Origin of the sequence: Promicromonospora aerolata (assembly GCF_042682255.1) — a bacterium.
GTDB lineage: Bacteria > Actinomycetota > Actinomycetes > Actinomycetales > Cellulomonadaceae > Promicromonospora > Promicromonospora aerolata.
In genome coordinates, this window is record NZ_JBHUHF010000001.1 from 1,510,916 (window position 1) to 1,536,246 (window position 25,331).

The window sequence follows — 25,331 nt, forward strand, 5'->3', positions numbered from 1 at the left end:
CCTTGACGTTGACGTCAATGTCTAACTTAACGCCCATGACGACGACAGCCCAGATGAAGAACCGCTACGCGCTCATCACCGGCGGCTCGACCGGAATCGGCGCGGCGATCGCCGGAGAACTCGCCAGGCACGGTGCGAACCTCGTCCTGGTGGCCCGCAGTCCGGAGACGCTGGAGAAGACCGCGAGCACGCTGCGCGAACGCCACGGCGCCGCAGTGCTGACGGTGCCGCTGAGTCTCGACGAGCACGATGCGCCCGGACAGCTGCTGCGGACCGTGCACGAGGCCGGGATCGAGGTGGAGACGCTGGTCAACAGCGTCGGGCTGAGCTCCCGCGGCATGGTGGCCGACAGCGACCCGAGGCTGCTGCGCCAGCTCGTCGACCTCAACGTCGGCGCCGTCACGGAGCTGACCACCATGCTGGTGACACGGATGGTCGACCGCGGGCACGGCTCGATCGTCAACATCGCCAGCACCGGCGCGTACGCCCCCGCACCGCAGGTCGCGGCCTACGCGGCGTCGAAGGCCTACGTCCTGTCCTTCACGCAGGCCCTGTGGGCCGAGACGAGACACACCGGTGTCCGTGTGGTGGCGGTGAGCCCGGGGCCGACGCAGACGCCGATGTCCTCCGGCCCGGGCAGGAACAAGCGACAGCCTGTCCAGGTCGCCCGCACCGCCCTCGCCGCGCTGGGAGCATCCGGACCCGCGGTGATCGACGGCAGCTCCAACAAGGTGACTGCCGCTGTGATCCGCCACCTCCCGACGAGGGCCATGGCGCCACTCGCAGCACGGTTCATGGCCCGCAGGGGCTGAACGGCGGTCGGCCAGCCAGATCCTCCGCCGAGCCGTCCAGGGGCAAGGCGGCCGCCCTCTCGAGATCGAGAGAGCGGCCGCTCGTCCGTGTCACGCAGAATCCGTGCTCACGCAGAACTGGTACGAGTATGCGCTGCGTGCGGTGCCCGGCACCCCGGATCTGTCAGCGCCGACGGCGCGGCAGCTCGTGCAGGTGCGAGCAGCCACGCCAGATGGTGTTCGCCGAACCAGCCGGGTTGAGGGCGAGATCGCCGGCGTCGTCGTGCTCCAGGAAGAAGCGGTGCCTGCCCCAGTTCCTGATCGGGGAGAGCACGTCCGCCCAGTCGACGTCGCCCTTGCCGACGTCCGTGAACCGGAAGTTCCGGCCCGCGTTGACCGTGCCGGCAGCGGCGGTGCGGTTACCAGCCGGGTCCCACTTGACGTCCTTGACGTGGAAGTACGGGATGCGGCTCTGATAGGTGTCGATGTACTTCTTCGGGTCCTGGCCCGACACTGCCACCCAACCGAGGTCCAGCTCGAAGAACACGTACTCGGGGTCGGTGTTCTCGAGGAAGAGGTCGAAGAGGGGCTTCCCCTGACCGTCCAGCGCGAACTCGCGGTCGTGGTTGTGGAAGAAGAACCCGGCCATCCCGTTCTGCTTCGCGTCCCTGCCCCACTGGTTGAAGAGGTCCGCCGCCCGCAGGTACTCGTCTCGGGTGTGGTTGTCCCGGGCGATGATTCCGCCCAGGCTGCCGGTCCCGACCAAGGGGAACCCCAACGCCTCGGCATCGCGGTAGATCGCAGACCGACCTTCCGGCGTCGCCCAGGGCAGCACCTCGCTCCCGCCGCGCGGGCCGAAGTGGTTGCTCGCGATCTTGATGTCGAACGACCGGAAGATCTGCCGCAGCTCCGCGGGCGACCGGTCGTAGAAGCTGCCGGCGAGCTCGGCCTGCTTCACGCCCGCGTCCGCGGCGATCTCCAGCGTGCCCTCGAGCCCCAGCGTCGAGCTGACCAGGCTCCGCATGGTGAAGATCTGCATCCCGACGGACTCCTCGGGGATGCCGAACCCGTTACCCCTGCCGCCAGACGCTCCAGCAGCTCCGCGCGGCTCCGCCGAGGCGGGGCCCATTGACGCCAGCACCCCTGCCGCGGCAGCGCCCGCTGTCAACAGCGAACGCCGGCTCAACTTCGATGTGTTCTCCACGTGTGCTCCTCTGCACGAGGCCAAACCTACGGCCACTCCGGTGAAACGAGCTGGACCTGAGGCGTCGTCACCTCGGCCAGCCCTCACCTCGACCGCCCGCGTGCTCCGGGGTGTGAGCCGATGGGGTCGAGGTACCCGGCACCTTACGAGGGGAGTGGACTTTTAACAAGCAGAGCACAAAAGATGGGACGTGGCCGCCTGAACCTCGGGTGCAGGGGCGGTTCTGGTGCAGGGGCGGATGGCGTGCCGCGGTCACGTTCAGCGACCCGCAGCCAGGACCGGCGTCACCGAGAGCTGCGGTGTATCCCCGCGCGGACGGCGTAGGCCGCTGCTTCGGCCCGGGAATGCAGGTCCAGCTTCCGCAGGACGCTGCTGACGTGGTGCCCGACCGTGCGCGGGCTGAGAAAGAGCCGGCCGGCGATGTCAGGGTTGGTCAGACCTTCGGCGAGCAGCGCGAGCACGTCGTGCTCGCGCGCGGTGAGCGCGTCGGCGCGTCGCGGACCGGGTGGTGGAGTCACGCCGAGGGACCGGAGCACGGCAGCGGCCTCCGCGGCGGCCTGCCGGGCTCCGAGCTGCTGGAGCCGGGTATGCGCCGACCGCGCGCGGCCGGCCGCCGCCTGGGGGTCAGCCGTGCGGAGCAGCCGGGCCAGGTCGAGCTCGGTCCGTGCGGCCTCGAAGGGCAGCTCCAGCTCGGTGAAGATGTCGAGTGCGTGGCCGAGCCGCTGACGTGCCCCGTCGGGGTCGCCGTTCGCCGCAGCGACGAGGCCTGCCGCACGGGCCACGAGGCCGCCGCCTCGCGGGTACGGCGGTGTGGACCAGGTGGGACGGTCCGGACGCAAGGCGTCCGCAGCCTCGGCGCGACGCCCGGCGGAGAGCTCCGCCTCGACCAGCGCCGCCACGAGCATCGGGTAGTCCGGTCCGGCGGGATCGTGCACCGCGAGCACCCCGCGTATCGCTGTCCGGGCCTCCGCGGCCTTGCCCAGGTCGAGCAGGCAGGCGGCCCGGACCACGATGCCGGCCGTGGTGGGATCCGCCGCATCCAGCAGCTCGAGGGCCACCTCGGGCCGGCCCTGGCGCTGACGGAGCTCCGCCAACGCTGTCAGCGCCTCGGTGCGTGGTCCGCGTCCGGTGTCGGCAGTCATGGACAGCGCCTGCCGCAGCTCGGCCTCCGCCTCGTCCCAGCGGCCCGCGGCGACCAGGACGCGTCCGTAGTGGGCGCGGCACCTGGCCTGGAGGAACGGGCAACCGTAGGTGTCCATGAACCGGTCGGCCGCCCGGCACCATTGCGTCGCGCGCGGCAGGTCGTCCACCAGGCTGCAGGCGGCAAGCATGTTGCAGCTGGACCACACGATGACCTCGAGCATCTGTCGTGGCGCCGCGAAGGTGGTGGCCATCGCCTCGTCCAGCAGGGCCATGCCGCGGTCGACGTCGCCGGAGGCCACATGCCACAGCCCCCGGTCGGCGAGCGCCATGGTGGCCAGGTCCGGGTCCGGGAGGGACTCCGCCGCGGCGGCCGCGGACTCGATCAGCCGCAGGCTCTCGGCCTGGTCGCGAGCGAGGTATCCGGAGACCAGCGTGACCCAGGCGGCGGCTGCGGGATCACTGCTTCGTCCCGCGAGACGGCCCGCACGCGAGAGCCAGCCGTGACCGGCGGCGGCGTTGTCGAAGTTGGTCAGGTACCAGATGCACAGGTGCACACCCACCATGGCCGCCTCTCGGTACCGCCCCTCCGCCTCGAACGCTGCGAACGCGCGCTCCGCGTGGTCGAGCGCGCGCCGGGCCTCTCCCAGCCACCAGGTGGCCCGGGCCAGGCCGAGGTACGCGTCGGCCGTGGGGTCCTGGGCGACCAGCGCGGCGTAGGTGTCCCGCGCCGCGGCCCACCGGCCGGCGTCGGCCAGGGCTGCGGCGTCCGTCAGGTCGGCAGAAAGCGCCACGCTCCCATCTTGGCGCCGTGCCGGCCCTTCGAATAGGTCAGTTGACGGATGTTTCCGCGCGGCCGGCTGGTGAGACTGGCGGGACAACCGGAGGTGGTACTGATGACCGAGACGTTCGACCTCAGCCTCGAGCAGGCACATGCCTACGAGGACTTCTTCGTGCCCGCGCTGTTCGCCCAGTGGGTGCCCACCTTGCTGCGCAGTGCCGGCGTCCGGACCGGGCAGCGCGTGCTCGACGTCGCGTGCGGCACCGGCGTCGTCGCGCGGCGAGCCCTGGAGGCCGTCGGCCCGACCGGCCAGGTGAGCGGCATCGACCTCAACCCGGCGATGATCGAGGTCGCCCGGGAGCGGACCCCGACCCTCGACTGGCGCGTCGGGGACGCCTGCGACCTGCCCTACGACGACGGCTCCTTCGATGTCGTCCTGTGCCAGTCCGCCCTGTTCTTCTTCCAGGACGCGGTGCGTGCGCTCGCGGAGATGGCACGGGTGCTCCGTGCCGGCGGCGTGGTCGCGCTCCAGACCTACGCGGGACTGGACGAGCAGCCGGCGTACGGCCCGTTCGTGGGCATCGTCGTCCGCCATGCGGGAGAGGACGCGCGGGCCTTCCTGGGGACCTATTGGTCCAAGGGTGACGTCGCCGAGCTGCGCTCGCTCCTGGACGCCGCGGGCCTGCGGCCCGGGAACGCGAGCAGCCAGCTCGGACAGGCCAGGTTTCCCTCGCTGGACGCCTTCGTGCGTACGGAGGTCCAGGCCACTCCCCTGGCGGCCCGGATCGACGATGCGACGTACCTGGCTCTCGCCCAGGAGACGCGCACGACCCTGCGCACGTACGAGCAGGCGGACGGCACCGTCGCCCTGCCCATCGGGGCTCGGTTCATCGCCGCGCACAAGCCGGCGTGACACGTCCGAGTGAACGCGCGGCCGATAGCGTCCGGGGTCGCCCGAACGTCAGCCGCCAGGACCGTCAGGAGACAACGGCGCCCCGTACTCGCCCACGGGCTCGGCCTCCACCGCGTCGAAGTAGGCCATGCAGGCGTCGAAGCCTTCCGTGCTGGCGTGCGAAGCAGCCGGGACCTCAATGATGTTCGCGTGGCTGAAGTACTTGTGAATCAGAGAGCCCGGCGTGACGCTGTCCGTGTCGCTCGAGGTCACGCACAGCCGGTGCTGCGCTATTTCCCAAGCCTGCTTCCACCCGGCAGCGGACTGCCCCGTGTCGGGCGCGGTGAACGACTGATCCGCCCGGTCGCACGTCGCGACGAGCGACCACAGGACGAACTCCACACCAGATGCTGCGGGCGCCTTGCCGGGCGAACCTCCCGCTCGGCACACTTCCTGCCATTGCGCGAGCATTCCCGGAGACAGTGAGTCGACGCCATAACGACCCCACAGCTCGTCCGAGAGGCCGCCCGCAAACGCAGCGGAATCTGTTCCAGCGATCCCGGACAGTGCAGAATCGAGCTCGTCGTCAGCAAGTTGATCCAGCTCGACCGCCGCCGACCAGTAGTCGAACGGTGCGACAGGAACGGACCTGCCGTCGACCTGCTCGGCCGTCTCGTTCCGAAGCACCTTGTCGACACGATCAGCGCCTGCCAGGACGGACGCACGCTCGGCATTCAGCTCGTCGAGGCCGGCGCCGTAGGGGAAGGGCCGCGTGACGACGGCCCAAGGAACGTCCACTCCCCACGAAACGAGGTAGGCGTACCGCACGGAGGCGAACGAATGCCCCACGAATCCGGTCAACGTGAAGTTGTTGTCCTCCAGAATCTGAAGCACCGCTCGCGCGTAGAGGTCAGGCGTGAACCCGAACCAGGCAGCGCAGTCCTCGGCGACCTCATCGGCATGCCCTCGCACGCCGCCGACGTCGCCGTCGCGGGCCGCGCGGTAGTACGACTCCGCTGAGGCCTTGCAGTCCGGCGCCACCTCGGCCGTCACCCACGGCTCTTCCAGAGTGATCAGGACGCCCCTCGCGTCGCCCCAGACATCATTCCGAGCGCCGGCGAGGCCGAAGTCCCCGCTCAGGACCGATGCGCCGGGACCACCCACGTCGTAGAGCACCGCACCGGCGGGCACCCGGCTCTCGGGGCGACCCTCGCCGTCGTCACCCCACTGCGGCGGGTAGGCGATCGAGTACCGCACGGTCACCGCATCGACGGCGACCGACCGGCACGCCTCCCTCCCGGCGAATGGCTCGCACCCAGGATCGGGGGCTGCGACTTCCGCCGCGGCCGGTGGTTGCGACTCTTGACCATCGGCACGGTCCGGTGCCAGCCAGATCACCGACGCGGCAACGGCCGCGACGACAGCGGCACCAGCTACCAGCCACCGTCGCGAGTACCGCGCGAGTGACGACGAAGCCCTCGTCACCAGTTCACTCCTCCATCGTCCATTCCATCGTCCACGTGGAAGTTGCCAAGGTAGGAGCCGAACCAATAGAAGGGTTCGTTCATTGATCGCTTGTTGTCGCGCCGGCGCCTCGCCACCCGAGAATCGTCGATTCCGTGCACGAGGGTACTCGTATCCCGCGCGCCACTCGCCGTTCACCTCGATGCGTTTACCTGGCTCGGACATGGAGCTGCGCCAGCTGGAGATCTTTCGCGCCATCGCCGAGGAGCTGCACTTCGGTCGAGCGGCGCAACGTCTGTTCCTCGCCCAGGCGTCGGTGAGCCAGCAGCTCCAGCGGCTGGAGGCGGACGTGGGCGTCCGGCTCGTGTACCGCAGCTCGCGGACCGTGCGGCTCACGCCCGCGGGCAAGGTGTTCCTGACCGAGGCGGAGCGGGTGCTGTCCGCAGCGGACCGCGCGGTGGACCGCGCCCGCCAGGTCGCCGCCGGGCGGCACGGAGCCCTGCGGATCGCGACCAACTACCCAGCGAGCCGTCTCCTGCTCCTGCCGCTCCTGGAAGACCTCAGGGCCCAGGACCCCGACCTGAGCACGATGCTGCGCGAGATGGGTTCACCGGACCAGCTGCGCGCGCTGCGCCGTGGGGACCTCGACCTCGCGCTGGTCTACGGACCCGTCGACGCGCCCGGTGTCTCCAGTACCCAGCTGCTGGACGTCCCCGTCGTCGCGATCGTGCGTCCGGGGCATCCGTTCGCCGGCCGCGAGCGCCTCCGGTTCGAGGAGCTGCTCGGCTACCCGGCGATGACGGGCTACGAGGGCGGAAGTCTCGTGATCGAGGACGCGATGGTCGCAGCGGCGGCCGCGCACGGGACCCGTCTGCCGCGGACGCCGAGCTCCACCGATCTGTCCGGCTACCTGCTGGAGCTGGAGACCAGCGACGCGATCGGGTTCTGCTCGCTGCCGCGCGCCGAGCAGAACCGGGCGAACGGGATGCGTGTGCTCCGGCTCGACCCGGTCGAACCGATCCTGCCGATCCACGTGGCCTGGAGCGACGCGGTCGATGAACCTCTGGTGAACAGCGTCGTGGCGCAGCTCGTGCGGCTGGCGGAGACGGTTCGGAAGGCCGCATAGTGCGGGCTTTCATCGATCGTCCTGGCCGATCGGTCGATCGCCAACTGGCCGTTGATGGCGCCGACGGCGGCGCGGAGCATGGGTGCCGAACGGCGCCGGACCGGGCGCCCCCGAACGAGAGCGGCCCATGGACCTGCACCCACTCGGCATCATGGCCGGCATGCCCGACGGCGGCCGCGCGAGCAGCGGCTACCTCGTGCGCGACGGCGGCAGCACGCTGCAGCTCGATGCCGGACCTGGCACGGCGCTACGCCTCGGCACGGTCGCGATGGGCGGCCTGCCGGACGCGGTAGCCGTCACGCACCTGCACTCCGACCACGTCTACGACCTGCTGCCGCTGGGCAAGCTGCTGCTCCGCCGTCACGTCCGGCGGGCCGACGAGAGCGCAGAGCTGGAGATCGACGAGTCCGTGCCGCGGACCCCGCTGTTCGTCCCGCGGGGGGCCGGCGTCGTGCTCAGGTCCCTCGCCGCCCTGTTCCCCGTCACGACCCACCCGCTGCTCGACCGCGCCTTCGACGTCGCCTTCGACGTGCACGAGTACGAGCCCGACGAGACGGTCGCCGTCGGCCACCTCACGCTGCGGTTCGAGCTGCTGCGCCACGCCGCGCCGAACTGCGGCATCCGCGTCGAGGCGCCGCATACGAGCCTCGTCTACACCGGTGACACCGGCGTCACCGACGCCCTGCCCGCGCTCGCCGACGGCGCGGGTCTGCTGCTCTGCGAGAGCACGCTGCGCGAGAGCGATCGCAGCGGGCACGGACACCTGAGCTCCCGCGAGGCAGGCCGCGCCGCTGCCGACGCCGGGGTCGCGGAGCTCGTGCTCACCCACTTCTCCTCCACCGACCCGCTCGACCTCGAGTGGCACCGCGAGCGTGCCGCGAGCGAGTTCGACGGTCCGGTCCGGATCGCCGATCCCGACCACCGCATCCCGGTCGTCCCGTCCCGAAAGGTCGCCTCATGATCCGCTCTCGTCCCGTGTACGCCGCCGCGCTGGCCGCCGGTGCCCTGCTCGGTCTCTCCGCCTGCTCGACTGCCGCGCCGTCGGGCACCGCCGACGGCGCGGCGGGCACCACCATCACCTTCAGCTCGTACAACTACGGCACGCAGGGCGCCGCGGGCACCGGTACCCAGAAGCTGCTGGACCGGTTCGCCGAGCTGCACCCGGACATCACCGTGCAGCCCCAGGCGGTCGCGACCGCCGACGTGCTGACCAAGACGAAGACCGCCGTCGCCGCCGGGGCTGCCCCCGACGTGGTGCAGATGGGGTACAGCAAGCTCGCCGAGGCGTTCGAGACCCTGCCCGTGCAGTCACTGGAGTCCATCGCCGGCGAGGAGTGGGAGCCCTCGGTCGAGGGGATCCAGCAGGCCTTCGTCACCACCGGGACATCCGACGGCGCGGTCCGCGCACTGCCCTACACCGTCTCGGTCCCGACTCTCTTCTACAACGCCGACCTGTTCAGGGACGCCGGCCTGGACCCGGAAGACCCGCCGACAACGATCGAGGAGGTCCGCTCGGACGCTCGGGCCATCGTCGATGCCGGCCACCACGGCGTCTACTTCGGCATCGTCGACTCGGCCAAGTCCGACTACGTGACCCAGTCGGTCATCAACTCGGCGGGCGGCACCCTCGTCACGCCCGACGGCGGCGTCGGCCTGGACTCCGACGAGGCCGTCGCCGGCCTGGAAGCCGTGCAGCAGCTGACGACCGACGGTCTGCAGCCCGCCGTCGGACTGGAGGACGCGCTGAGCGACTTCGCCGGCGGCAACCTCGGCATGTTCGTGGTCAGCACCTCGGTCTCCGGCCAGCTCGAGGCCGCGGCCGAGGACACCTTCGAGCTGCGCAGCGCCGGCTTCCCGGCCTTCGGAGCGGGCCCCGCACGCCCGACGTTCTCCGGTGCGGGCCTCGTGGTGCTGAGCGAGGACCCCGCCGAGCAGGCGGCGGCGTGGGAGCTGGTCAAGTTCCTCACCAGCAAGGAGGGGTACACGATGATCACGCAGGACATCGGCTACCTGCCGCTGCGTGCCGACATCGTGGACGACCCCGAGTATCTCGGCGGCTTCTTCGGCCGGGACGACCTCCTGGTCCCGCCGCTGGAGCAGCTCGACACGGTGAGCCCGTACCAGTCGTTCTCGGGGCCGCAGGCCAACCGGGCGGTCGTCCTGCTGCAGGACGAGGCGATCGAGCCGATCGTGCTGCGCGAGGCCGACGTGCGCTCCACGCTCGGTGCCACGGCCGACCGGCTCCGCGACCTGGTCGGAACCGAGTGACGGTCCCCACCACAGGACGGTGGGGCGTCCGCACGCGAGGCGCCCCACCGCCGCGTGCCCGCGGCTGGGTCTACCTGGCCCCGTTGCTCGCTGCTCTCGGCGTGTGGGTCTACGGTCCGGCGCTGGTCACCCTGGGGCTGAGCTTCGCCGACTGGCGGCTGACGGACACGCCGACATGGTCCGGGCTGGACAACCTGCGCACGCTGTTCGCCGACGGCGACTTCGTACGGTCGGCCGGCCAGACGGTGCTCTACGCGCTCGCGCTGCTGCCGTTCGCCACCGTCGTCCCGCTCGTGATCGCGACCATTCTGTGGATGCGCCCCGGTCGCGCAGCGACCGTCTACCGGTCCCTGCTGTTCCTGCCCGTCATGGTCGCCCCGGTGTCGGTGGCCGTGGCCTGGCGGTTCCTGCTCAACCCCCTGAACGGTCTGCTCGCACAGGGCCTGCAAGCCGTGGGGCTGCCCACCGTCGACCTGCTCGGTACCCCGTCCACCGCCCTGGTCACCGTCGTCCTGGTCACCGCTGCGCGCGTGACGGCGTTCAACATGCTGCTCTACGGCGCCGCCCTCTCCGGCCTCGACCGGCGCCTGCTGGAGGCGGCGCGCCTGGAGCGGGCCAGCGCCTGGGAGACCATGCGGTTCGTCGTGCTGCCGCAGCTCGTGCGACCCACGATCGTGCTCGCGCTCCTCAGCCTCGTGCTCGCCGGGCAGTGGACGTTCACGAACGTCGCGGTACTGACCCAGGGCGGGCCGGACAACGCCACCGACTCCGTGTACTACCGCATCTACACCCTTGGCTTCACGTTCTTCCAGATCGGTCCGACATCGGCCGCCGCCATGCTCGTGCTGGCCGCGCTCGCCGCTGTGGGCGCTGCCGTGGCACTCGTGCAGAGGAGGGCCCGGCCGTGAGCGGACCGTCCACGCGCCCCGGCACGGCCGCCGGCCTACGCCCACCACGCATCCGGCTCGCCGCGGCGGGCTGGCACCTGGCGCTCGCCATACTGTCCCTGCTGACGGCGTTCCCCCTGCTGTGGGCGGTGCTCACCTCGTTCAAACCGCCGAACGAGATATTCGACGCCGCACCCGTCAGCGCGCACCCGACCCTTGCGAACTACGCCGACGTGCTGACCCGTTGGCCGGCCGGTGAGCTCATCGGCCGCACGGCGGTCATGGCGACCGGCGTCGCCGTCGGGCAGCTCGTGATCGCCGTGCTCGCCGCCTTCGCCCTCGCCCACTTCCACCCACGGGCCCGGCCCGTCGTACTCGGGCTCACCGCGGTATCGCTCGCCATCCCACCGCAGGCACTCATCGTGCCGCAGTTCCTGCTCACCGCCCGGCTCGGCTGGCTCAACACGGAGGCCGGCCTCATCGTGCCCCAGCTCGGATCGTCGGCGCTCGCCGTGCTCGTGCTGCTGCAGCACGTCGAGGCGCTGCCACCCTCACTGGCCGCGGCCGCCCGGCTGGAGGGCGCTCGCCCCCTCGAGGTTCTCTGGCACGTGATCCTGCCCGGTCTGCGCCCGGCCATCGCGGCTCTCGGCGTTCTCGTGTTCATCACCACCTGGAACGAGTACCTCTGGCCCCTGCTGGTCACCCCTGACGCGATGCACACCACGGTTCAGGTCGGACTCGCCCAGTTCGAGACGGCCGAGGGCATCAACTACGGCGGACTGCTCGCGGCCGCCACCCTGACGAGCCTGCCGATCGTTGTCGTCTACCTAGCCGCCTCGCGCCGGATCACCGACGCCTTCCTCACCTCGGGACTGCGATGACACTCCTCCTCACCTCCGGCCGGCTCAGGCATCGGCACACGTCGAGCTCGCCGGTGTGACCCGTTCGTTCGGGGACTCGGTGGCGCTGGCGGGCGTCGACCTCACCATCCCCGCCGGCTCGCTCACCGTGGTCGTCGGTCCGTCGGGCTGCGGCAAGTCGACGATCCTGCGCATGATCGCCGGGCTCGACGCACCCGACGGCGGCACGCTCCGCATCGGGGACCACGACGTCACCGAGCGTGCCGCCGGCGAACGCGACGTGGCCATGGTGTTCCAGGACTACGCGCTGTTCCCCCATATGACCGTCGAGGGCAACATCTCGTTCGGGCTGCGCCTGCAGGCCCGGCACGACCGGCGGTCGGGGCCGAACCGCGACCAGATCCGCGCGCGAGTCCACGAGGTCTCGACGCTCCTCGCGCTCGACGACCTGCTGGACCGCCGCCCGGCCCAGCTCAGCGGCGGCCAACGCCAGCGCGTAGCGCTCGCTCGCGCCATCGTGCGCCGCCCTTCGCTCCTGCTGCTCGACGAGCCCCTGTCCGCCCTCGACCCGCAGCTGCGTGCCTCGGCACGTGCCGAGATCACGCGCTTGCACCGCGAGCTCGGCACGACCCTCGTGCTCGTCACGCACGACCAGCACGAGGCCTTGACGATGGCGACGCACCTCGTGGTCATGGAACGAGGCGCCGTGGCACAGAGCGGTAGCCCCGCCGAGCTCTACCGCCACCCGGCCAGCGAGTTCGTCGCCGCCTTCCTCGGCACCCCGGCCATGAACCTCCATGACCGGGACGACATCCGCATCGGGTGGCGCCCCGCCGACGGGCAGCTGGACCTGCGCCAGAGCGAGCGGGCTGACGGTGACTGGTTCGTCGACGGTGTCGTCGAGTCGTGCGAGTTCACCGGCGACGGGCAGCACGTCCGGTGCACCGGGCCGAACGGCACGTTCCTGCTCGTGCAACGCGAGGGCGAGCACTGGCTCACCCCTGGCGACGCCGCGCACGTCAGGGTCCCGACCGACCGTCTGCACCGGTTCGGGTCCGACGGGCAGCGGCTGCCGTGACCAGCGTGCGCGTGCCAGGGGAAGAGCCACCGGGGAAGGACGGCGTCGTGCCCGTCGGCGTGCTGTGGTGCGATTTCGGCGGTGTCCTGACACCACCGGTCCAGGAAGCCGCGGCGCGTGTCTCGGCGGCCAGCGGCGTGCCATGGCCGGAGCTGTACGCAGCCGCCGAACAGGTGGCCGCCGAGCTGGGTCTGCACAGCCTGGGACCGCTCGAGCTCCGGGTCCTCACCCAGCGCGAATGGGCCGACCGGCTCACCGCACGCCTCGTGACCGTCCCGGCTGTCGACCTGGGCCGCTGGGACGAGTACTGGTACGCGGACCGGATCCTGGACCGAACCCTCGCCGAGGAGCTCCGGCGCATCGCCGGACAGGGCGTCCGAGTGGGCCTGCTGACCAACAGCGTCGCCGAGTGGGAACGCCACCGCACGCGCATGCTCGGCGACGTGGACGTCTTCACGGCGACCGTGCGCTCGCACGAGATCGGGCTCGCCAAGCCTGACCCTGAGCTGTTCCGGCACGCCGACGCCGTCCTGCCCGCACCCGCCGGGACCCGTGCGCTGCTCATCGACGACCAGGCCGACAACTGCGCCGCGGCCGAGCGCAACGGATGGCTCGCCATCCGTCACCGCTCGACCGCAGCGACGGTCGCCCGGCTGAGGCAGGTCGTGCCCAGCACGCGGCCGCTGCCGTAGTATGTGCCGTGCGAGGGGAGTACTTCCCAAACATCGTCCGGTCATTACGGCGCACCAGCGACCTCGGGCGGCGACCCTGCTGTGCAGGGTGAAGGAGACCTCGGAGCCATCTACTACGGAGACTCCTTGCTCGCCACCATCACAGGTACTTCCTCTGCCCTGACCTCTGTCGCCACCCCCACCATGTGGCTCGTCACCATCCTCGCCGTCGTGGCCCTGCTGGCCGTCGACTTCCTCATCACCAGACGCCCGCACGAGGTGTCCATGCGTGAGGCGCTGGGCTGGAGCGCCTTCTACATCGCCCTCCCGCTCGCCTTCGGCGGATGGATCTGGGCCGCCTTCGGCTCGAGCACCGGCGTGCAGTACCTCACCGGGTACCTCGTCGAGAAGTCGTTGTCGGTCGACAACCTGTTCGTGTTCATGCTCCTGCTCACCGCCTTCGCGGTGCCGCCCGCGCTCCAGCAGCGCGTGCTCCTGCTCGGCATCGTCGGGGCGTTGGTGCTCCGTGGGGTCTTCATCGCCCTCGGCGCGGCCGTCCTGGCCAACCTCAGCTGGGCGTTCCTGCTGTTCGGCGCGATCCTCCTCGCGACAGCGGTCAAGATCCTGGTCGACCAGCTCCGCGGCGGCTCGCACGACGTCGACGTCTCCGAGCTGCGCTCGGTCCGGCTGATCCGCCGGTTCATGCCGGTCACCGAGGACTATCGCGGCCCCCGGCTCTCGGTCCGGGAGAACGGGCAGCGCATGCTCACCCCGCTGGCGGTCGTCGTGGTGGCCATCTTCGCCGCCGACGTCGTCTTCGCCGTCGACTCGGTCCCCGCCGTCTACGGCATCACGAGCGATCCGTACCTCGTGTTCGCGACCAACGCCTTCGCCCTGCTCGGTCTCCGCGCGCTGTACTTCGTGCTCCAGGGCGCGCTGAGCAAGCTGGTACACCTCGGGTACGGGCTCGCGACCATCCTGGCGTTCATCGGCGTCAAGCTGGTGCTGCACTGGGCCCACGGCATCTGGACGGGCGTCCCGGAGATCCCGACGCTCGCATCGCTCGGCGTCATCCTCGCCGTGCTCGCCATCGTCACGGCGACCAGTCTCTACGCCACGCGGGGGTCCGGGGACCCGCAAGCCTCCGCGCACGTCGCGGAGCCCGGTCGGCACCCGCACGACACCACGCCGAGCCAGGCCGACGTCGACGCGGCACCGAGCGTGTCCGAGCCGGACCGGCGGTGACACCGAGCAGCTGACGGTCTGCGCGACAGGAAGCGGCCGGTCGGCCATCGGAGCCGACCGGCCGTGCCCTGTCGCGCAGCACCCCGCCATGGGGTCGCCGGCGTCGGAGAGCTATGCGGTCCGGCCGTAGGTCTCCAGGAGCCGGAGCCAGATCTCGCTGATCGTCGGGTAGGCGGGGACGGCGTGCCAGAGCCGGTCGATGGGTACTTCGGCCGCGATGGCGATGGTGGCGGCGTGGAGCAGCTCGGCGACGTCCGGGCCGACGACGGTGAAGCCCACCAGCACCTTCCGGTCCTCGTCGACGATCATGCCCGCGCGACCGGTGTACCCGTCGGCGTGCAGGGCTGCACCCGCCACCGCACCCAGGTCGTACTCGACGGCTCGGACACGGATCCCCGCAGCCTCGGCGGAAGCGGCGGTGTGGCCGACGGTCGCGATCTCCGGGTCGGTGAAGATCACCTGCGGCACCGCATGTTCGTCGGCCGTGGCCGCGTGCCGGCCCCAGGGCGAGGTGTCGACGAGGGCCCCGCTCGCCCGGGCGACGATGGTCTCGCCCAGCGCGCGGGCCTGGTACTTGCCCTGGTGCGTCAGCGGGGCACGCCGGTTGACGTCACCCGCGGCGTAGAGCCAGCCGTCACCGACTGGCGTGCCGTCGGCGCCGAGCACCCGCAGGGACTCGTCCACGCGGAGCCAGTCCCCCGGGGTCAGTCCGATGTGGTCCAGCCCGACCGTGGCCGTGTTGGGCGTGCGGCCGGTGGCGACCAGCACCTCGTCGGCGGCGAGCGTCGTGCCGTCGACGAGGGTGAGCTGCACGGTCCTGGCCTCGTCGCGGCGGAAGCCCGTGGGCTCGGCGGCCAGGTGCAGCGTCACGCCGTGCGCCTTGAGCGTCTCGGCGACCAGGTCGCTCGCGAACGGCTCCACGGCGGGTAGCAGCCCGTCGCGAGCGATCAGCGTCACGTGTGACCCGAGGGCGGCGTAGGCGGTGGCCATCTCGGCGCCGACGACGCCGCCGCCGATGATCGCCAGCCGGCCGGGGACGGCCTGTGCGGAGGCGGCTTCTCGGCTGGTCCACGGTGCGGCGTCGGACAGGCCGGAGATGTGCGGGACGCGGGCACTGGTGCCGGTGGCGAGGACCACCGCCTGGCGCGCCTTCAGGACCGTGGTGTGCCCCACGGCGTCCGTCACCTCGACGGTGCGGGCGGCACTGATCCGCCCCACACCGCGGAACAGGGCGACCCCGGCGCCATCCAGCCAGGCGACCTGGCCGTCGTCGTGCCAGTGGGAGGCGAACGCGTCGCGGCGGGCCAGCACCGCGGCCGGGTCCAGCTCGCCGGTCACGGCGGAGTTCGCCCCGGGCAGGGCGCGTGCGGCGCGCAGCGCGGCGGCGTCACGCAGGAGCGCTTTGGTGGGCATGCAGGCCCAGTAGGAGCACTCCCCGCCGACCAGCTCGCTCTCCACGATCGCGACGCTGAGGCCGCCCTGGACGGCGCCGTCGGCGACGTTCTCGCCGACCGGTCCCGCACCGATGACCACGACGTCGAAGAGGTTCTCGTTCATGGTCAGCTGCCCTTCTTGGCGACGCGGTGCAGGCGCAGCGCCGAGACGAGGAAGAAGATGCCACCCAGGGTCGCGTACCCGCCCAGCGAAGTGAGCATCGCGTTCGGCCCGCCGGCCATCGCGAAGAACCCGGTGCCGGCGAAGACGGAGATACCGCCGCTGAGGATCATGGCCCACTGGCCGCCCAGCCGGTAACGGCGGATCGCGACGACGAGCTGCACGATGCCCGCCGTGATCGCCCAGACACCCCACACCCGCAGCACGGCGGGGATGCCCGAGGTCACGGCGACGGTCAGCCCGATCGCGGTGAGCAGGCTCAGCGCCATGTTGAGGTACAGGCCGACGGTGGGGCGCGCGGCCTTCGCGGACCGGAGGTCGACGACCGCCGCTGCGACGTCGAAGAGGGGGTAGAGCACGAGCAGTGCGATCGCGACCGGGCCCAGCTCCTTCCCGACGACGAACAGCACCGCCGCCCAGACGATCGCGAAACCGAACCGGACGAAGTAGAGGTTGCGGAGCGAGGTAGCCGTAGCTACTCCCGACGATTCCGCCGTGATGGACGCGGACATGGGAACTGCCTTTCGACGGTGGCCGACGCGACGGTGTCGCTCTACGGACCTGGGTGATGGCTAGGTAGAGTAACTAGTCACTCTACTTCCGGTGACAGTACAGACACCCTTCCCGTGCGCGCAACCGTCCGGGCCACCAGGTAGAGTTACTGGTCAGTTCACCGGGTGTACTCTCCGCCCTACGCCATCGAGAACGGGAGCACGTCAGCGAGATGAGCACTGCACCTTCGAGCGCGGCGACGACCAGCGCCGACGGCTCACGCAGACTGTCCACCCGGGAGCGCATCCTCGAGGCAGCGACCGAGCTGTTCTACGCGCACGGGATCCGCGCGGTCAGCGCGGACAAGATCATCGAGCGCGCCGGGATCACGAAGGTCACGTTCTACCGCCACTTCCGCGCCAAGGACGACCTCGTCGTCACCTACCTGGAGAGCCAGGCAGCCCGGGAGCGCGGCGCGCTCGACGCCGTCCGCGAGTCCGCCGACGGAGACGCCGAGGCGCTCCGCTCGTTCGCCAACCTGATCGGCACCGCGAGCTGCCAGCCGGGCTTCCGTGGGTGCGCGTTCATCAACGCCGCCGCCGAGTACTCCGACCCGGACAGCGCCGTGCGCAAGGTGGTCGCCGACCACCGCGCCTGGTACCGGGAGACGTTCGCCACGATGCTCGGCCGGATCGGCGTGATCGACACCGAGGACGCAGCCGACGAGCTGCTGATGCTGCGCGACGGCGCCATGGTGGCCGGCTACCTCGGCGAGGCGTCCCACGTCGGCCGGGCCCTGGCCGCGGCCATCTTCGCCGTAGCGACCACGCACGGAGCAGAGCTCACCAGGTAGCCCACGAGCCAGCGGCCCCGACCCCGAGCAGCTCTTCGCCGCCGGACCGAGGCGTCGTCAGGGCCGGCGAGCGGAGGACGCGAGGCGAACGGCGAGCGCCGCGACCAGATCGCGCAGCTCGTCCGGGCGCTCGACGACGAAGGGCAGATCGAGCGAGGCGAGCACCGGCGGCACCCAGTCGAGACGTTCCACCCGCAGCTCGACGCGCCACCAGCGCCTGCTCCGCTGGTTCTCGTCCGGCGCGGCCCCGTGGTCCGTCTCCGCGGCGGCCCCGTACTCGGTCAACGTCGCGACGCTCGCCGGGAGGCGAGCCCGGATCTGATCGGCCGTTCCGTGGACTCGCACGGTCACTTCGTGCCGGTATCCGGCCGTGGCGAACCCCGACAACATGCGCTGCGCCGGATCGGGACCTGTCGGCGCCTCGAACGATCCGGGCAGGATCCGTACGTCCGTGATGCGGTCGAGCCGGAGGGTGCGTTCCGCACCGATCCTGGTGTCCAGGCCGGTGACGTACCACCGGGCTGAGTGCGCGACGAGCCCGTAGGCGTGCAGCGTGCGCTCGCTGCGCCGTCCTTCGCGGTCGGTATATCGGACCGTCGCCGGCCGGCGATGGTGGACCGCGTCCGCGACGGCGAGCAGCACCGCGGCGTCCGGGCTCTCCTGCTCGGCGGGCCGGTCCGTGAAGGACAGGGACTCCAGGAGCGTGTCGAGACGCCGGGCGAGGCGAACGGGCAGCACCCGCCGGATCTTGGCCGCAGCAGTCTCGCTCGCCGCACGCTGGGAGCTTGCGAGCCCGCTCCGGCGCCCGGCGACCAGTCCGAGCAGCACCGCCATGGCCTCGTCGTCGCTGAGCATCAGCGGCGGCAGACGGTACCCGGGCCGTAGGCGGTATCCGCCGTATCGGCCGCGCACCGACTCCACGGGGATGTCCAGCTCGACCAGCCGGTCCACGTAGCGGCGCACGGTGCGCCCTTCGACGTCGAGCCGGTCGGCGAGCTCGGCCATCGTCCGGGTGCCGCCCGTCTGCAACAGCTCCAGGAGCATCAGCACGCGGCCAGTGGGTCGAGACACGATTTCAAGACTACGTGGATAAGTGGACCGATTCTGTCCACTTACGGTCATAGCGTCAGGCCTGCACCTTCCGCAGAGTCAAGGAGATCACCATGGAGTTCGCCTCGATCCGCATCATCACCGGCGACGTCGCCCGCCTCGTCGCCTTCTACGAGCGCGCCACGGGGCTGGAGGCGACCTGGGCCACGGAGGACTTCGCCGAGCTCAGGACCCCGGGTGCGACACTCGCGCTCGCCAGCACTCGAACCGTCCAGCTCTTCGCCCCGGGCTCGGCCCACCCCGGCGACAACCGCAGCGTGATCATCGAGTTCCGCGTCGACGACGTCGACCGCGTCCACGAGAACCTGACTGGCTTTGTCGGTGACTTCGTCAACGAGCCCACCACGATGCCGTGGGGCAACCGGTCACTGCTGTTCCGCGACCCCGACGGCAACCTCGTCAACTTCTTCACGCCGCTCGCCCGGTCCTGAGCCGCCATCGCCCTCGGCGCGACATGAATCGGTGGTGAACATCTACCGAATTCATGCGAATCGAGCCGCGCCCCCCAGACCTGTCACCAGCGCCTACGACAGAGTTGTCCTGGATTGTGCTGCCCACCGGCACCCGCCGGACGCCATCAACTCGGCGCCATCGACAACTGAGGATCTCGCGACTCGTGAAGCGTTTGCCCTGGCTCGTGTCGGCCCTGCTCACGGTCGCCACGGTGGCGACCATCTGGTACATCGTCCGGGAAGCCCAGGAGCCTTCGCGGGTCGCGGACCCGACAACGCTCGTGCTCGCTGCCGGGTCCGAGCTCGACGAGCTGCTCTGCGAGGACGGTGAGGCTGCCCCGGCAACCGACCCGGACGGCCATCTCGGCTGCGCCGAGGGCCCGAGCGAGTTCGCACAGGAGCTCACGGCCGCCACCGGCGTGACGCTCGAGCCCGACTTCGTCGGCACGCTCGAGGCCGCCGACGAGATCCTGGCTGACCGCTCGCGCTTCGACGCGGCCTGGTTCGCGTCCGACCACTACCTGCGCCTCGCGCTCGAGGACCACGACCACGCCGGGATCACGTCGTCGGACCCGGTCATGCGCTCCCCCGTCGTCCTCGGTGTCCAGGCGTCGGTCGCCGATGCCATCGGCTGGTCCGACGGCGAGGCCGTGCCGTGGTCCGAGATCGCCGACGTCGCCGACACCGACGACGCCGCTTCGCTCTCCTTCCTCATGACCAACCCGGCGGCGTCGAACTCCGGGCTCGCCACCCTCGTCGGCGTGGCGAGCGCGTTCGGGACCGACGGTGACCCGGCCTCCGCCGACCTGGCAGCCATGCAACGCTTCTTCGCCGGCCGCGCCGACCAGGCGCCCAGCTCCGGCTGGCTCTCGGACAAGTTCGTCGACAACGCCGGGGTCTACGGAGGCTTGTTCAACTATGAGTCGGAGCTGCTGGGGCTGCGCAGGAACGGCGCGAACCTCGCGATCATCTACCCGGAGGAGGGCGTCGTCGAGGCCACCTACCCGCTCACGGGTCTGGGGTCCACGGCCGAGCAGGACAAGACCGCGGCCTATGCCGTCGTCGCCGAGTACCTCCTGCGTACCGACGTGCAGGAAGAGCTCAGCGCGCTGACGTTGCGCCATCCCGGCACCGCGGACGCCGATCCGGCGCCCGAGCTCGAGAAGGAGCTGCAGACGGCGGCCACCGTCGAGAAGGTGCTGCTGCCGGACGACCTCGCCGCCCTCGAAGGCCTCCTCACCGCCTACTTCGACGACTACTCGCCCAAGGCCCGTACCGTCTTCCTGCTCGACGTGTCCGGGTCGATGGGCAGCGAGCCCGCCCGGCTCAAGAGCCTCAAGACGGCCTTCGGGGGCCTGACCGGCACCGACACCAGCATCAGCGGGCAGTTCATGCGGTTCCGGACGGGCGAGGAGCTCACCGTGTTCGCGTACGACAGCGCGGTGGACGAGCTCGCCGACCTCACCGTCGAGAGCCCCGAGGACCCCCAGCTCGACCTTCTCAACGAGAACGTCCAGGCCCTCGAGGCCGGCAGCGGCGACACCCACTACTACGACGCCCTCGACAGTGCTTACAGCACGCTCAAGGACGACGAGGTCGTGGAGGGCCGGCAGACGTCGGTGGTGATCGTGACCGACGGCTACTGGAACGGCGGCACCACGTTCGACGCGTTCCGCACGACCTACGACAGGGACTACGCGGCGCTCGGCGTGCCGACGCACGTGGTCCTCGTCGCCGATGCCGCCGAGTGCGGGGAGGTGGACAACGACGAGTGCACCACCGTCCACGAGCTGGAGTCGTTCGCCTTCGAGTCCGGCGGGTCGGTCGTCAGGTCGGCAAACCCTGCCGACCTGCAGAGACTCTTCAAGGAGATCCGTGCCTACCAGTGACGACATCGACCGCGACGCGTCCGGTGGCAGCCGCCTGCGGCGCGCATGGAGCACGACGAGCGCTTACCTCGGCGGCGCGATTGCGGCCACGTGCGCCGTCGCCGCCCATTTCGTGCCCGACGGTGTCGGCAACATCGTGCTCGGGGCCGCCGGAGCCGCCGTCCTGGGGGGCGCCGTCGGCGCGGTGATCCAGTCCGCTCCGGAACCCGGACCACGGTGGCCGCCCCCGCTCGGCATCTACCACTACCTCTGCCCATGGCGGGTGGCCGACCTGCACGCCCAGCTCTTCTACGGGGCGAACATCCAGCAGGTCGTCAGGACAGGGAGGCGGAGCGGCAAAAGAACCGGCACCACCATCAGGGTCGCCCGCTCGGAGGCCGCGGTCGGCCGGGAGTTCGAGACGTCGCAGGAGTACGAGAGCGCCTTCGACCTGAGCCTGGTCAACCAGCTGCAGGAGGCTCGGGAGGCTCTGTCGGACCGGGCCCTCCTGCACGACCTCGACGACGACGCCGAGCTGCGCTGGTACTCGCAGCCGACGAAGAGCTCCTCGAACGAGTTCGTCGAGCTGAGCGTGCCCGGCGCCGACATCGACCGCGCGTTCGAGCGCCATCCGGCCGAGACCTGCGACAAGCAGTCCTGTATCAGGCGGTCGCGGGAGTGCACCGTCGAGGTGTCGGTCCCCGTCGGCCCGCAGGGCACGGACCACACCGGGGCACAGCCGTGGACGGCGACGATCCAGCTCGGCGCGTGGGGCCGGAGCAAGATCGACTACGCGGGCATCGACCTGATGCCGAAGGTCACCGTCCTGGCGGCGGTGCGAGTCGTCGACCGGGATGCTCGGTCCCTCACGCTCCGCACTCTCGCCGTCTTCTCCTGAGCGGCAGGCAGGGTGCGGCCGACGGGACCGACCCGCCGACCACACCCTGCCTGCCGCCCCCGCGCCGCTATGCGTCGGCACCCTCCGCGAACAGTCGGGGAAGGAAGTCGATGAGCGACTTCTGCCACACGTCCCAGCTGTGCGGACCCGGGACGATGGGGGCGAACTCGTGGTTCACCCCGCGGCTCTCCATCGCGGCGACCAGCTGCAACGTCGCACCGTAGGTGAAGTCCTGCACGTCACCCGAGTAGACGCGCAGCAGCTCGGTGCCCTCGTTGATCGCTTCGACGTCCGCGTCGGCCGGCGGCGCACCGAACGCCGACATGGCACCGATGTAGCCGAACTCGCCCGGGTGCGCCCAGAGCGTGTTGAGCGTGTGTCCCGACCCCATCGAGAGGCCCGCCAGAGCGCGCTGGTCGCCCTGGGAGCTGATGTTGAACTGCTCCTCGGCGGACGGCGCGATGCGCGTCGTGATCTCCGCGGGGAAGTCCACGCCGTTCCCGTTGGCCATGACGACCACCATCGGCTCCATGGTGCCCCGCAGGTAGTGGTTGTCGAGGATGCGCTGGACGTACCCCACCTCGACCCAGTCGGTCCACGTCTGCCCGCCACCGTGCTGCAGGTAGAAGACCGGGTACTCCTCGGCACGGTCCGCGTCGTAGTCCGGGGGCGTCCACACGTTCGCCGAGCGCTGCTCGCCGCCGCCCGCGGTGCTCGGGTAGCTCATGACGCTGACCTCGCCGCGCGCCTCGGCCGGCACCTCTGCGGTGTACTGAGCGCGGATCGTGTCGCCCGCGGCCGTGAAGGTGCTCCACGTCGGCTCCGAGAGCACCGTCGTGGGGTTGCCGGCGTCCTTGTGGTCGACGCCGTCGACCACGAACTTGTAGTAGTAGGAGCCGCCCTCGAGCGCCAGCGAGAGCCGCCACGAACCGTCGGCCTGCTTGACCATGTGGGTGCGCGGCCAGCTTCCGGCCGGACCGAAGTTGCCCCAGACGGTGATGTTGTTCGCGTCGGCGAACTCGGGGCCGAGCTCGAAGGTGACGACGCTGTTCTCGTCGATCCACGGCGTCGGGGTCGTCCCCGCTGCCGGCAGCTCGTGTCGCACGAACGGCACGTGGCCCTCGCTCGGGCCCTCGTCGTCGACCTCCTGGAAGATGCGCCCCGCGAAGTCGTGCAGGTTCTTCTGCCACGTGTCCCACGTGCCGCCGGTCTCAGGATCCGACCCGTCCGACTGGAACTCCACGCCCGCGTTCGTCAGCGTGTCGGCCAGCGCGACCGTGTCGTTGTACGCGGGGTCGGTGACGTTGCCCGCGTACAGGCGAATCAGGTCGGTCGATTCGTTGATCTGCTTGGCCTTGCCCCGCGAGAGCACCTTGTCGTAGCCGCCCGAGAACGAGCCGACGCCTGTGAACTCTCGCGGCTCGGCGACCACGGCGTTCAGGGCCAGCTCCCCACCGCGGCCGATCCCGGCGACCGCGCGTCCGGCCCCCTCGTCGGAGACGTTGAACGCACGCTCGACGGCAGGCAGCAGGTCCTTCGTCAGGCCGGCGGGGCCCGGTACGCCGGAGTCTCCCATGACGACCACCATCGGCTCGGCGTCCCCGTCGAGCGTGAGGTTGTCCATGATCTGGCCGAGCCGCCCCAGCTCCACCCACTCGCGGTAGCTCTGCCCCTCGTCCTGCAGCAGGTACAGCACCGGGTACTGCTCCGCACGATCCGCGTCGTAGCCCGGGGGCGTCCACACGAGCGCTTCCTTTCCGCGCTCCGGCCCCTTGCCGTACTCGACCGTCACGAGCTCGCCACCGCCGGCCACGTCGTCGAGCCACTCCGCACCCGGTCCGGGGACGAACATGGTGCTGTAGGTGGGCTTCGACGTCACCTCCTGCGGCGCGTCGGGGTTGCGGAAGGCGACCGCGTCCTGGTTCACAGCGGGACGCGCGGCGTACTGGTAGTAGTACAGGCCGGGCTCGAGGGGCCCGAGCGTGGCGGTCAGGTTCGATCCGCTGGTCCCCATGTTGAGGTCGGTCCACGCCTTGCCCGGGCCGAAGTTCCCCTGCACCGCGACGGGTCCGTCCCCGATTCCGGTCGCCTCGGTCACCGCGGCGCGGGGCACCGTGAAGCGGTAGACATCCGAGACCGGGTTGTTCGGCACCTCACTCACCCACGGGTCAGCGCCTACCGCCTGCGCGGCAGCGGACGGCGCAACGAGCAACGCCCCCAGCACCACCGCGGTCGCGGCCGCAGCCCCGAGCCCTTGTCGCCCTCGTCGGACCGGGTGGGCGGGCTTTGCCTGAGATTCCATCCCCATTGACTTACCTCTCGTTCGGACTTCGTTGTCTTCGAACACGATCGACGAGGCCTGGCGCCTCCTCGTCGTCAGCTTGCCGGCCGCTGAACTTTATCGTTAAAGGTGAGACAGGACAAGGCCCCTCGTCGCCAGACGCGGCGGGACTCCACTCGCGAAGACCCGCGGCCCGCACCCGTTGACACGCTCGCCGATGGCCCCTACTTTATCGATACACATCGCAGGGCGACGCGTGACTCGAGGAAGAGAACCAGTGACCGACCGACAACTAGCCAGGCACGTGGGCGCGCGTCGACTCACGCACGACGATCCGTGCCGACATCACCGACTCCACCACGTCCCCGACGCCGGACGAGTCGGCCTCGACGCGGCGCAGGAGCAGGTCCATGATGCGTTCGGCCATCGTGTCGTTGTCGGGGTCCATGGTGGTCAGGCGCGGGACGAGGTACTCACCCTCCGCGTCGTTGTCGAAGCCGACCACCTGGACGTCGTCAGGGACGCGCAGGCCGATGTCGGCCAGCGCGCGCAGTGCACCCATCGCCGCCGCGTCCGTCAGGGCGAAGGCCCCGTCGAACCGGGCTCCGTCGCGGTGGAGCCGCATGACTGCCTCGTAGCCGTCCTTCGTGGTGAACGAGGCGGCGTCGACGACGAGCTGCTCGTCGACGGGCACCCCCGCCGTGGCGTGCGCCGCGCGGTAACCCCGGGTACGCAGCGTCGCCATGCTGTCGACGCCGTCGTCCGTGCGGCCGCCGATCAGAGCGATGCGCCGCGCACCACGCTCGAGCAGGTACGACGTCGCAAGCTCCGCGCCGCCGACGTTGTCCATCATCACGTGGTCGAAGTCGCCGGCCAGGCGCCGCTCACCGAGGAGGAGCACCGGCACCTCGACGCCGGCACGACGTACGTCCGCCGTGTCGATCTGCACGGGACTGAACACCACGCCGTCGTACGGGTGCACCCGCTCAGGAGAGATGGCGGCGAGCTCTCCCTCCCTGCTCGCGCCGGTGCGCTCGATGATGACGTGATAGCCCCGCGCCCGCGCCAGGGTGTCCAGGCGAGCCGCGAGGTGGGAGTAGTACGGCCCGTCCAGATGGGGAACCAGCAGGCCGATCGCACCGGTGCGGCCGGCCCGCAGCTGGCGCGCGGTCGCGTTCACCCGATAGCCCAGCCGAGCCACCGCCTCGAGCACGCGGGCACGGGTGTCATCACTCGCCCCGGCCGCCCGTTGATGACATTCGAGACCGTCATCTTCGAAACCCCGGCTTCTCGCGCCACATCACTCATCTTCGCCACGCCGCCCATCATGACACCCCGCGATCGACGGCCTCGTCC

General features: G+C 70.7%; 23 protein-coding genes. 14 read left to right on the plus strand and 9 right to left on the minus strand.

The genetic code is table 11. The features are described 5' to 3' along the window. Window positions 1-35 precede the first annotated feature (35 nt). The gene (locus tag ACFSL2_RS06905; RefSeq protein WP_377197141.1) at window positions 36-812 is read left to right on the plus strand and encodes an SDR family NAD(P)-dependent oxidoreductase; all 777 of its coding nucleotides are present in this window, start codon (window positions 36-38) and stop codon (window positions 810-812) included. Window positions 813-975: 163 nt separating this feature from the next. Here the strand turns inward: ACFSL2_RS06905 and ACFSL2_RS06910 are convergent, their stop codons facing one another. Both ACFSL2_RS06910 and ACFSL2_RS06915 read right to left on the minus strand, forming a co-directional pair. Continuing rightward, window positions 976-1,830 carry a sugar phosphate isomerase/epimerase family protein gene (locus ACFSL2_RS06910; RefSeq protein ID WP_377197142.1) on the minus strand — a complete coding sequence of 285 codons (855 nt, stop codon included), beginning with the start codon at window positions 1,828-1,830 and terminating at the stop codon, window positions 976-978. 449 nt (window positions 1,831-2,279) lie between these two features. Then, the gene (locus ACFSL2_RS06915; RefSeq protein ID WP_377197143.1) at window positions 2,280-3,929 is read right to left on the minus strand and encodes a LuxR C-terminal-related transcriptional regulator; all 1,650 of its coding nucleotides are present in this window, start codon (window positions 3,927-3,929) and stop codon (window positions 2,280-2,282) included. Between the two features lie 102 nt (window positions 3,930-4,031). Here ACFSL2_RS06915 and ACFSL2_RS06920 point away from each other — a divergent pair, with 102 nt between their 5' ends. Next, window positions 4,032-4,829, plus strand: a complete 798-nt coding sequence (locus ACFSL2_RS06920; RefSeq protein WP_377197144.1) for a class I SAM-dependent methyltransferase — start codon at window positions 4,032-4,034, stop codon at window positions 4,827-4,829. 48 nt (window positions 4,830-4,877) lie between these two features. Here ACFSL2_RS06920 and ACFSL2_RS06925 read toward each other — a convergent pair whose 3' ends face one another. After that, window positions 4,878-6,206, minus strand: a complete 1,329-nt coding sequence (locus ACFSL2_RS06925; protein WP_377197145.1) for a hypothetical protein — start codon at window positions 6,204-6,206, stop codon at window positions 4,878-4,880. A 289-nt stretch (window positions 6,207-6,495) separates the two neighbouring features. On the opposite strand from ACFSL2_RS06925, the gene ACFSL2_RS06930 reads away from it, so the two are divergent. The 8 genes from ACFSL2_RS06930 to ACFSL2_RS06965 all read left to right on the plus strand — a co-directional run bounded on the left by ACFSL2_RS06930 (window position 6,496) and on the right by ACFSL2_RS06965 (window position 14,407). Then, window positions 6,496-7,398: a LysR family transcriptional regulator gene (locus tag ACFSL2_RS06930; protein WP_377197146.1), complete on the plus strand. Its 903-nt coding sequence runs from the start codon at window positions 6,496-6,498 to the stop codon at window positions 7,396-7,398. A 127-nt stretch (window positions 7,399-7,525) separates the two neighbouring features. Continuing rightward, entirely contained in the window at window positions 7,526-8,359 is an 834-nt protein-coding gene (locus ACFSL2_RS06935; protein ID WP_377197147.1) for an MBL fold metallo-hydrolase, read from the plus strand. After that, on the plus strand, window positions 8,356-9,666 hold the full coding sequence (locus tag ACFSL2_RS06940) for an ABC transporter substrate-binding protein (RefSeq protein WP_377197148.1): 1,311 nt from the start codon (window positions 8,356-8,358) through the stop codon (window positions 9,664-9,666). Before ACFSL2_RS06935 ends, ACFSL2_RS06940 begins: the two co-directional genes overlap by 4 nt. Next, window positions 9,663-10,574, plus strand: coding sequence for a carbohydrate ABC transporter permease (locus tag ACFSL2_RS06945; RefSeq protein ID WP_377197149.1), 912 nt, complete (start codon window positions 9,663-9,665; stop codon window positions 10,572-10,574). The genes ACFSL2_RS06940 and ACFSL2_RS06945 overlap by 4 nt, the downstream gene beginning before the upstream one ends. Then, window positions 10,571-11,434: a carbohydrate ABC transporter permease gene (locus tag ACFSL2_RS06950; protein WP_377197150.1), complete on the plus strand. Its 864-nt coding sequence runs from the start codon at window positions 10,571-10,573 to the stop codon at window positions 11,432-11,434. Before ACFSL2_RS06945 ends, ACFSL2_RS06950 begins: the two co-directional genes overlap by 4 nt. Window positions 11,435-11,489: 55 nt before the next feature. Next, window positions 11,490-12,491: an ABC transporter ATP-binding protein gene (locus ACFSL2_RS06955; protein WP_377197151.1), complete on the plus strand. Its 1,002-nt coding sequence runs from the start codon at window positions 11,490-11,492 to the stop codon at window positions 12,489-12,491. Between the two features lie 47 nt (window positions 12,492-12,538). After that, the gene (locus ACFSL2_RS06960) at window positions 12,539-13,183 is read left to right on the plus strand and encodes an HAD family hydrolase (protein ID WP_377197152.1); all 645 of its coding nucleotides are present in this window, start codon (window positions 12,539-12,541) and stop codon (window positions 13,181-13,183) included. Between the two features lie 183 nt (window positions 13,184-13,366). Next, a complete protein-coding gene (locus tag ACFSL2_RS06965; RefSeq protein ID WP_377200780.1) occupies window positions 13,367-14,407 on the plus strand; it encodes a TerC family protein in 1,041 nt (346 codons plus the stop codon). A 111-nt stretch (window positions 14,408-14,518) separates the two neighbouring features. Here ACFSL2_RS06965 and ACFSL2_RS06970 read toward each other — a convergent pair whose 3' ends face one another. Further along, a complete protein-coding gene (locus ACFSL2_RS06970; protein WP_377197153.1) occupies window positions 14,519-15,964 on the minus strand; it encodes a dihydrolipoyl dehydrogenase family protein in 1,446 nt (481 codons plus the stop codon). A gap of 2 nt (window positions 15,965-15,966) precedes the next feature. Continuing rightward, window positions 15,967-16,533: a hypothetical protein gene (locus ACFSL2_RS06975; RefSeq protein ID WP_377197154.1), complete on the minus strand. Its 567-nt coding sequence runs from the start codon at window positions 16,531-16,533 to the stop codon at window positions 15,967-15,969. 212 nt (window positions 16,534-16,745) lie between these two features. On the opposite strand from ACFSL2_RS06975, the gene ACFSL2_RS06980 reads away from it, so the two are divergent. Continuing rightward, on the plus strand, window positions 16,746-17,366 hold the full coding sequence (locus ACFSL2_RS06980) for a TetR/AcrR family transcriptional regulator (RefSeq protein WP_377197155.1): 621 nt from the start codon (window positions 16,746-16,748) through the stop codon (window positions 17,364-17,366). 57 nt (window positions 17,367-17,423) lie between these two features. Here ACFSL2_RS06980 and ACFSL2_RS06985 read toward each other — a convergent pair whose 3' ends face one another. Continuing rightward, window positions 17,424-18,437 carry a helix-turn-helix transcriptional regulator gene (locus ACFSL2_RS06985; protein WP_377197156.1) on the minus strand — a complete coding sequence of 338 codons (1,014 nt, stop codon included), beginning with the start codon at window positions 18,435-18,437 and terminating at the stop codon, window positions 17,424-17,426. Between the two features lie 92 nt (window positions 18,438-18,529). Here ACFSL2_RS06985 and ACFSL2_RS06990 point away from each other — a divergent pair, with 92 nt between their 5' ends. From ACFSL2_RS06990 to ACFSL2_RS07000, 3 genes are all read left to right on the plus strand, one after another. Next, entirely contained in the window at window positions 18,530-18,907 is a 378-nt protein-coding gene (locus ACFSL2_RS06990) for a VOC family protein (protein ID WP_377197157.1), read from the plus strand. A gap of 185 nt (window positions 18,908-19,092) precedes the next feature. Continuing rightward, window positions 19,093-20,817, plus strand: a complete 1,725-nt coding sequence (locus ACFSL2_RS06995) for a vWA domain-containing protein (RefSeq protein WP_377197158.1) — start codon at window positions 19,093-19,095, stop codon at window positions 20,815-20,817. Beyond that, window positions 20,804-21,694, plus strand: a complete 891-nt coding sequence (locus ACFSL2_RS07000) for a hypothetical protein (RefSeq protein ID WP_377197159.1) — start codon at window positions 20,804-20,806, stop codon at window positions 21,692-21,694. The genes ACFSL2_RS06995 and ACFSL2_RS07000 overlap by 14 nt, the downstream gene beginning before the upstream one ends. A gap of 67 nt (window positions 21,695-21,761) precedes the next feature. On the opposite strand, the gene ACFSL2_RS07005 is transcribed toward ACFSL2_RS07000, so the two are convergent. The 3 genes from ACFSL2_RS07005 to ACFSL2_RS07015 all read right to left on the minus strand — a co-directional run bounded on the left by ACFSL2_RS07005 (window position 21,762) and on the right by ACFSL2_RS07015 (window position 25,304). After that, on the minus strand, window positions 21,762-23,996 hold the full coding sequence (locus ACFSL2_RS07005; RefSeq protein WP_377197160.1) for an alpha/beta hydrolase-fold protein: 2,235 nt from the start codon (window positions 23,994-23,996) through the stop codon (window positions 21,762-21,764). A gap of 271 nt (window positions 23,997-24,267) precedes the next feature. Beyond that, window positions 24,268-25,188 (minus strand): LacI family DNA-binding transcriptional regulator, encoded by a 921-nt coding sequence (locus ACFSL2_RS07010; protein ID WP_377197161.1) that lies wholly within the window; start codon window positions 25,186-25,188, stop codon window positions 24,268-24,270. Further along, window positions 25,152-25,304 carry a LacI family DNA-binding transcriptional regulator gene (locus tag ACFSL2_RS07015; protein WP_377197162.1) on the minus strand — a complete coding sequence of 51 codons (153 nt, stop codon included), beginning with the start codon at window positions 25,302-25,304 and terminating at the stop codon, window positions 25,152-25,154. The genes ACFSL2_RS07010 and ACFSL2_RS07015 overlap by 37 nt, the downstream gene beginning before the upstream one ends. Window positions 25,305-25,331 lie beyond the last annotated feature (27 nt).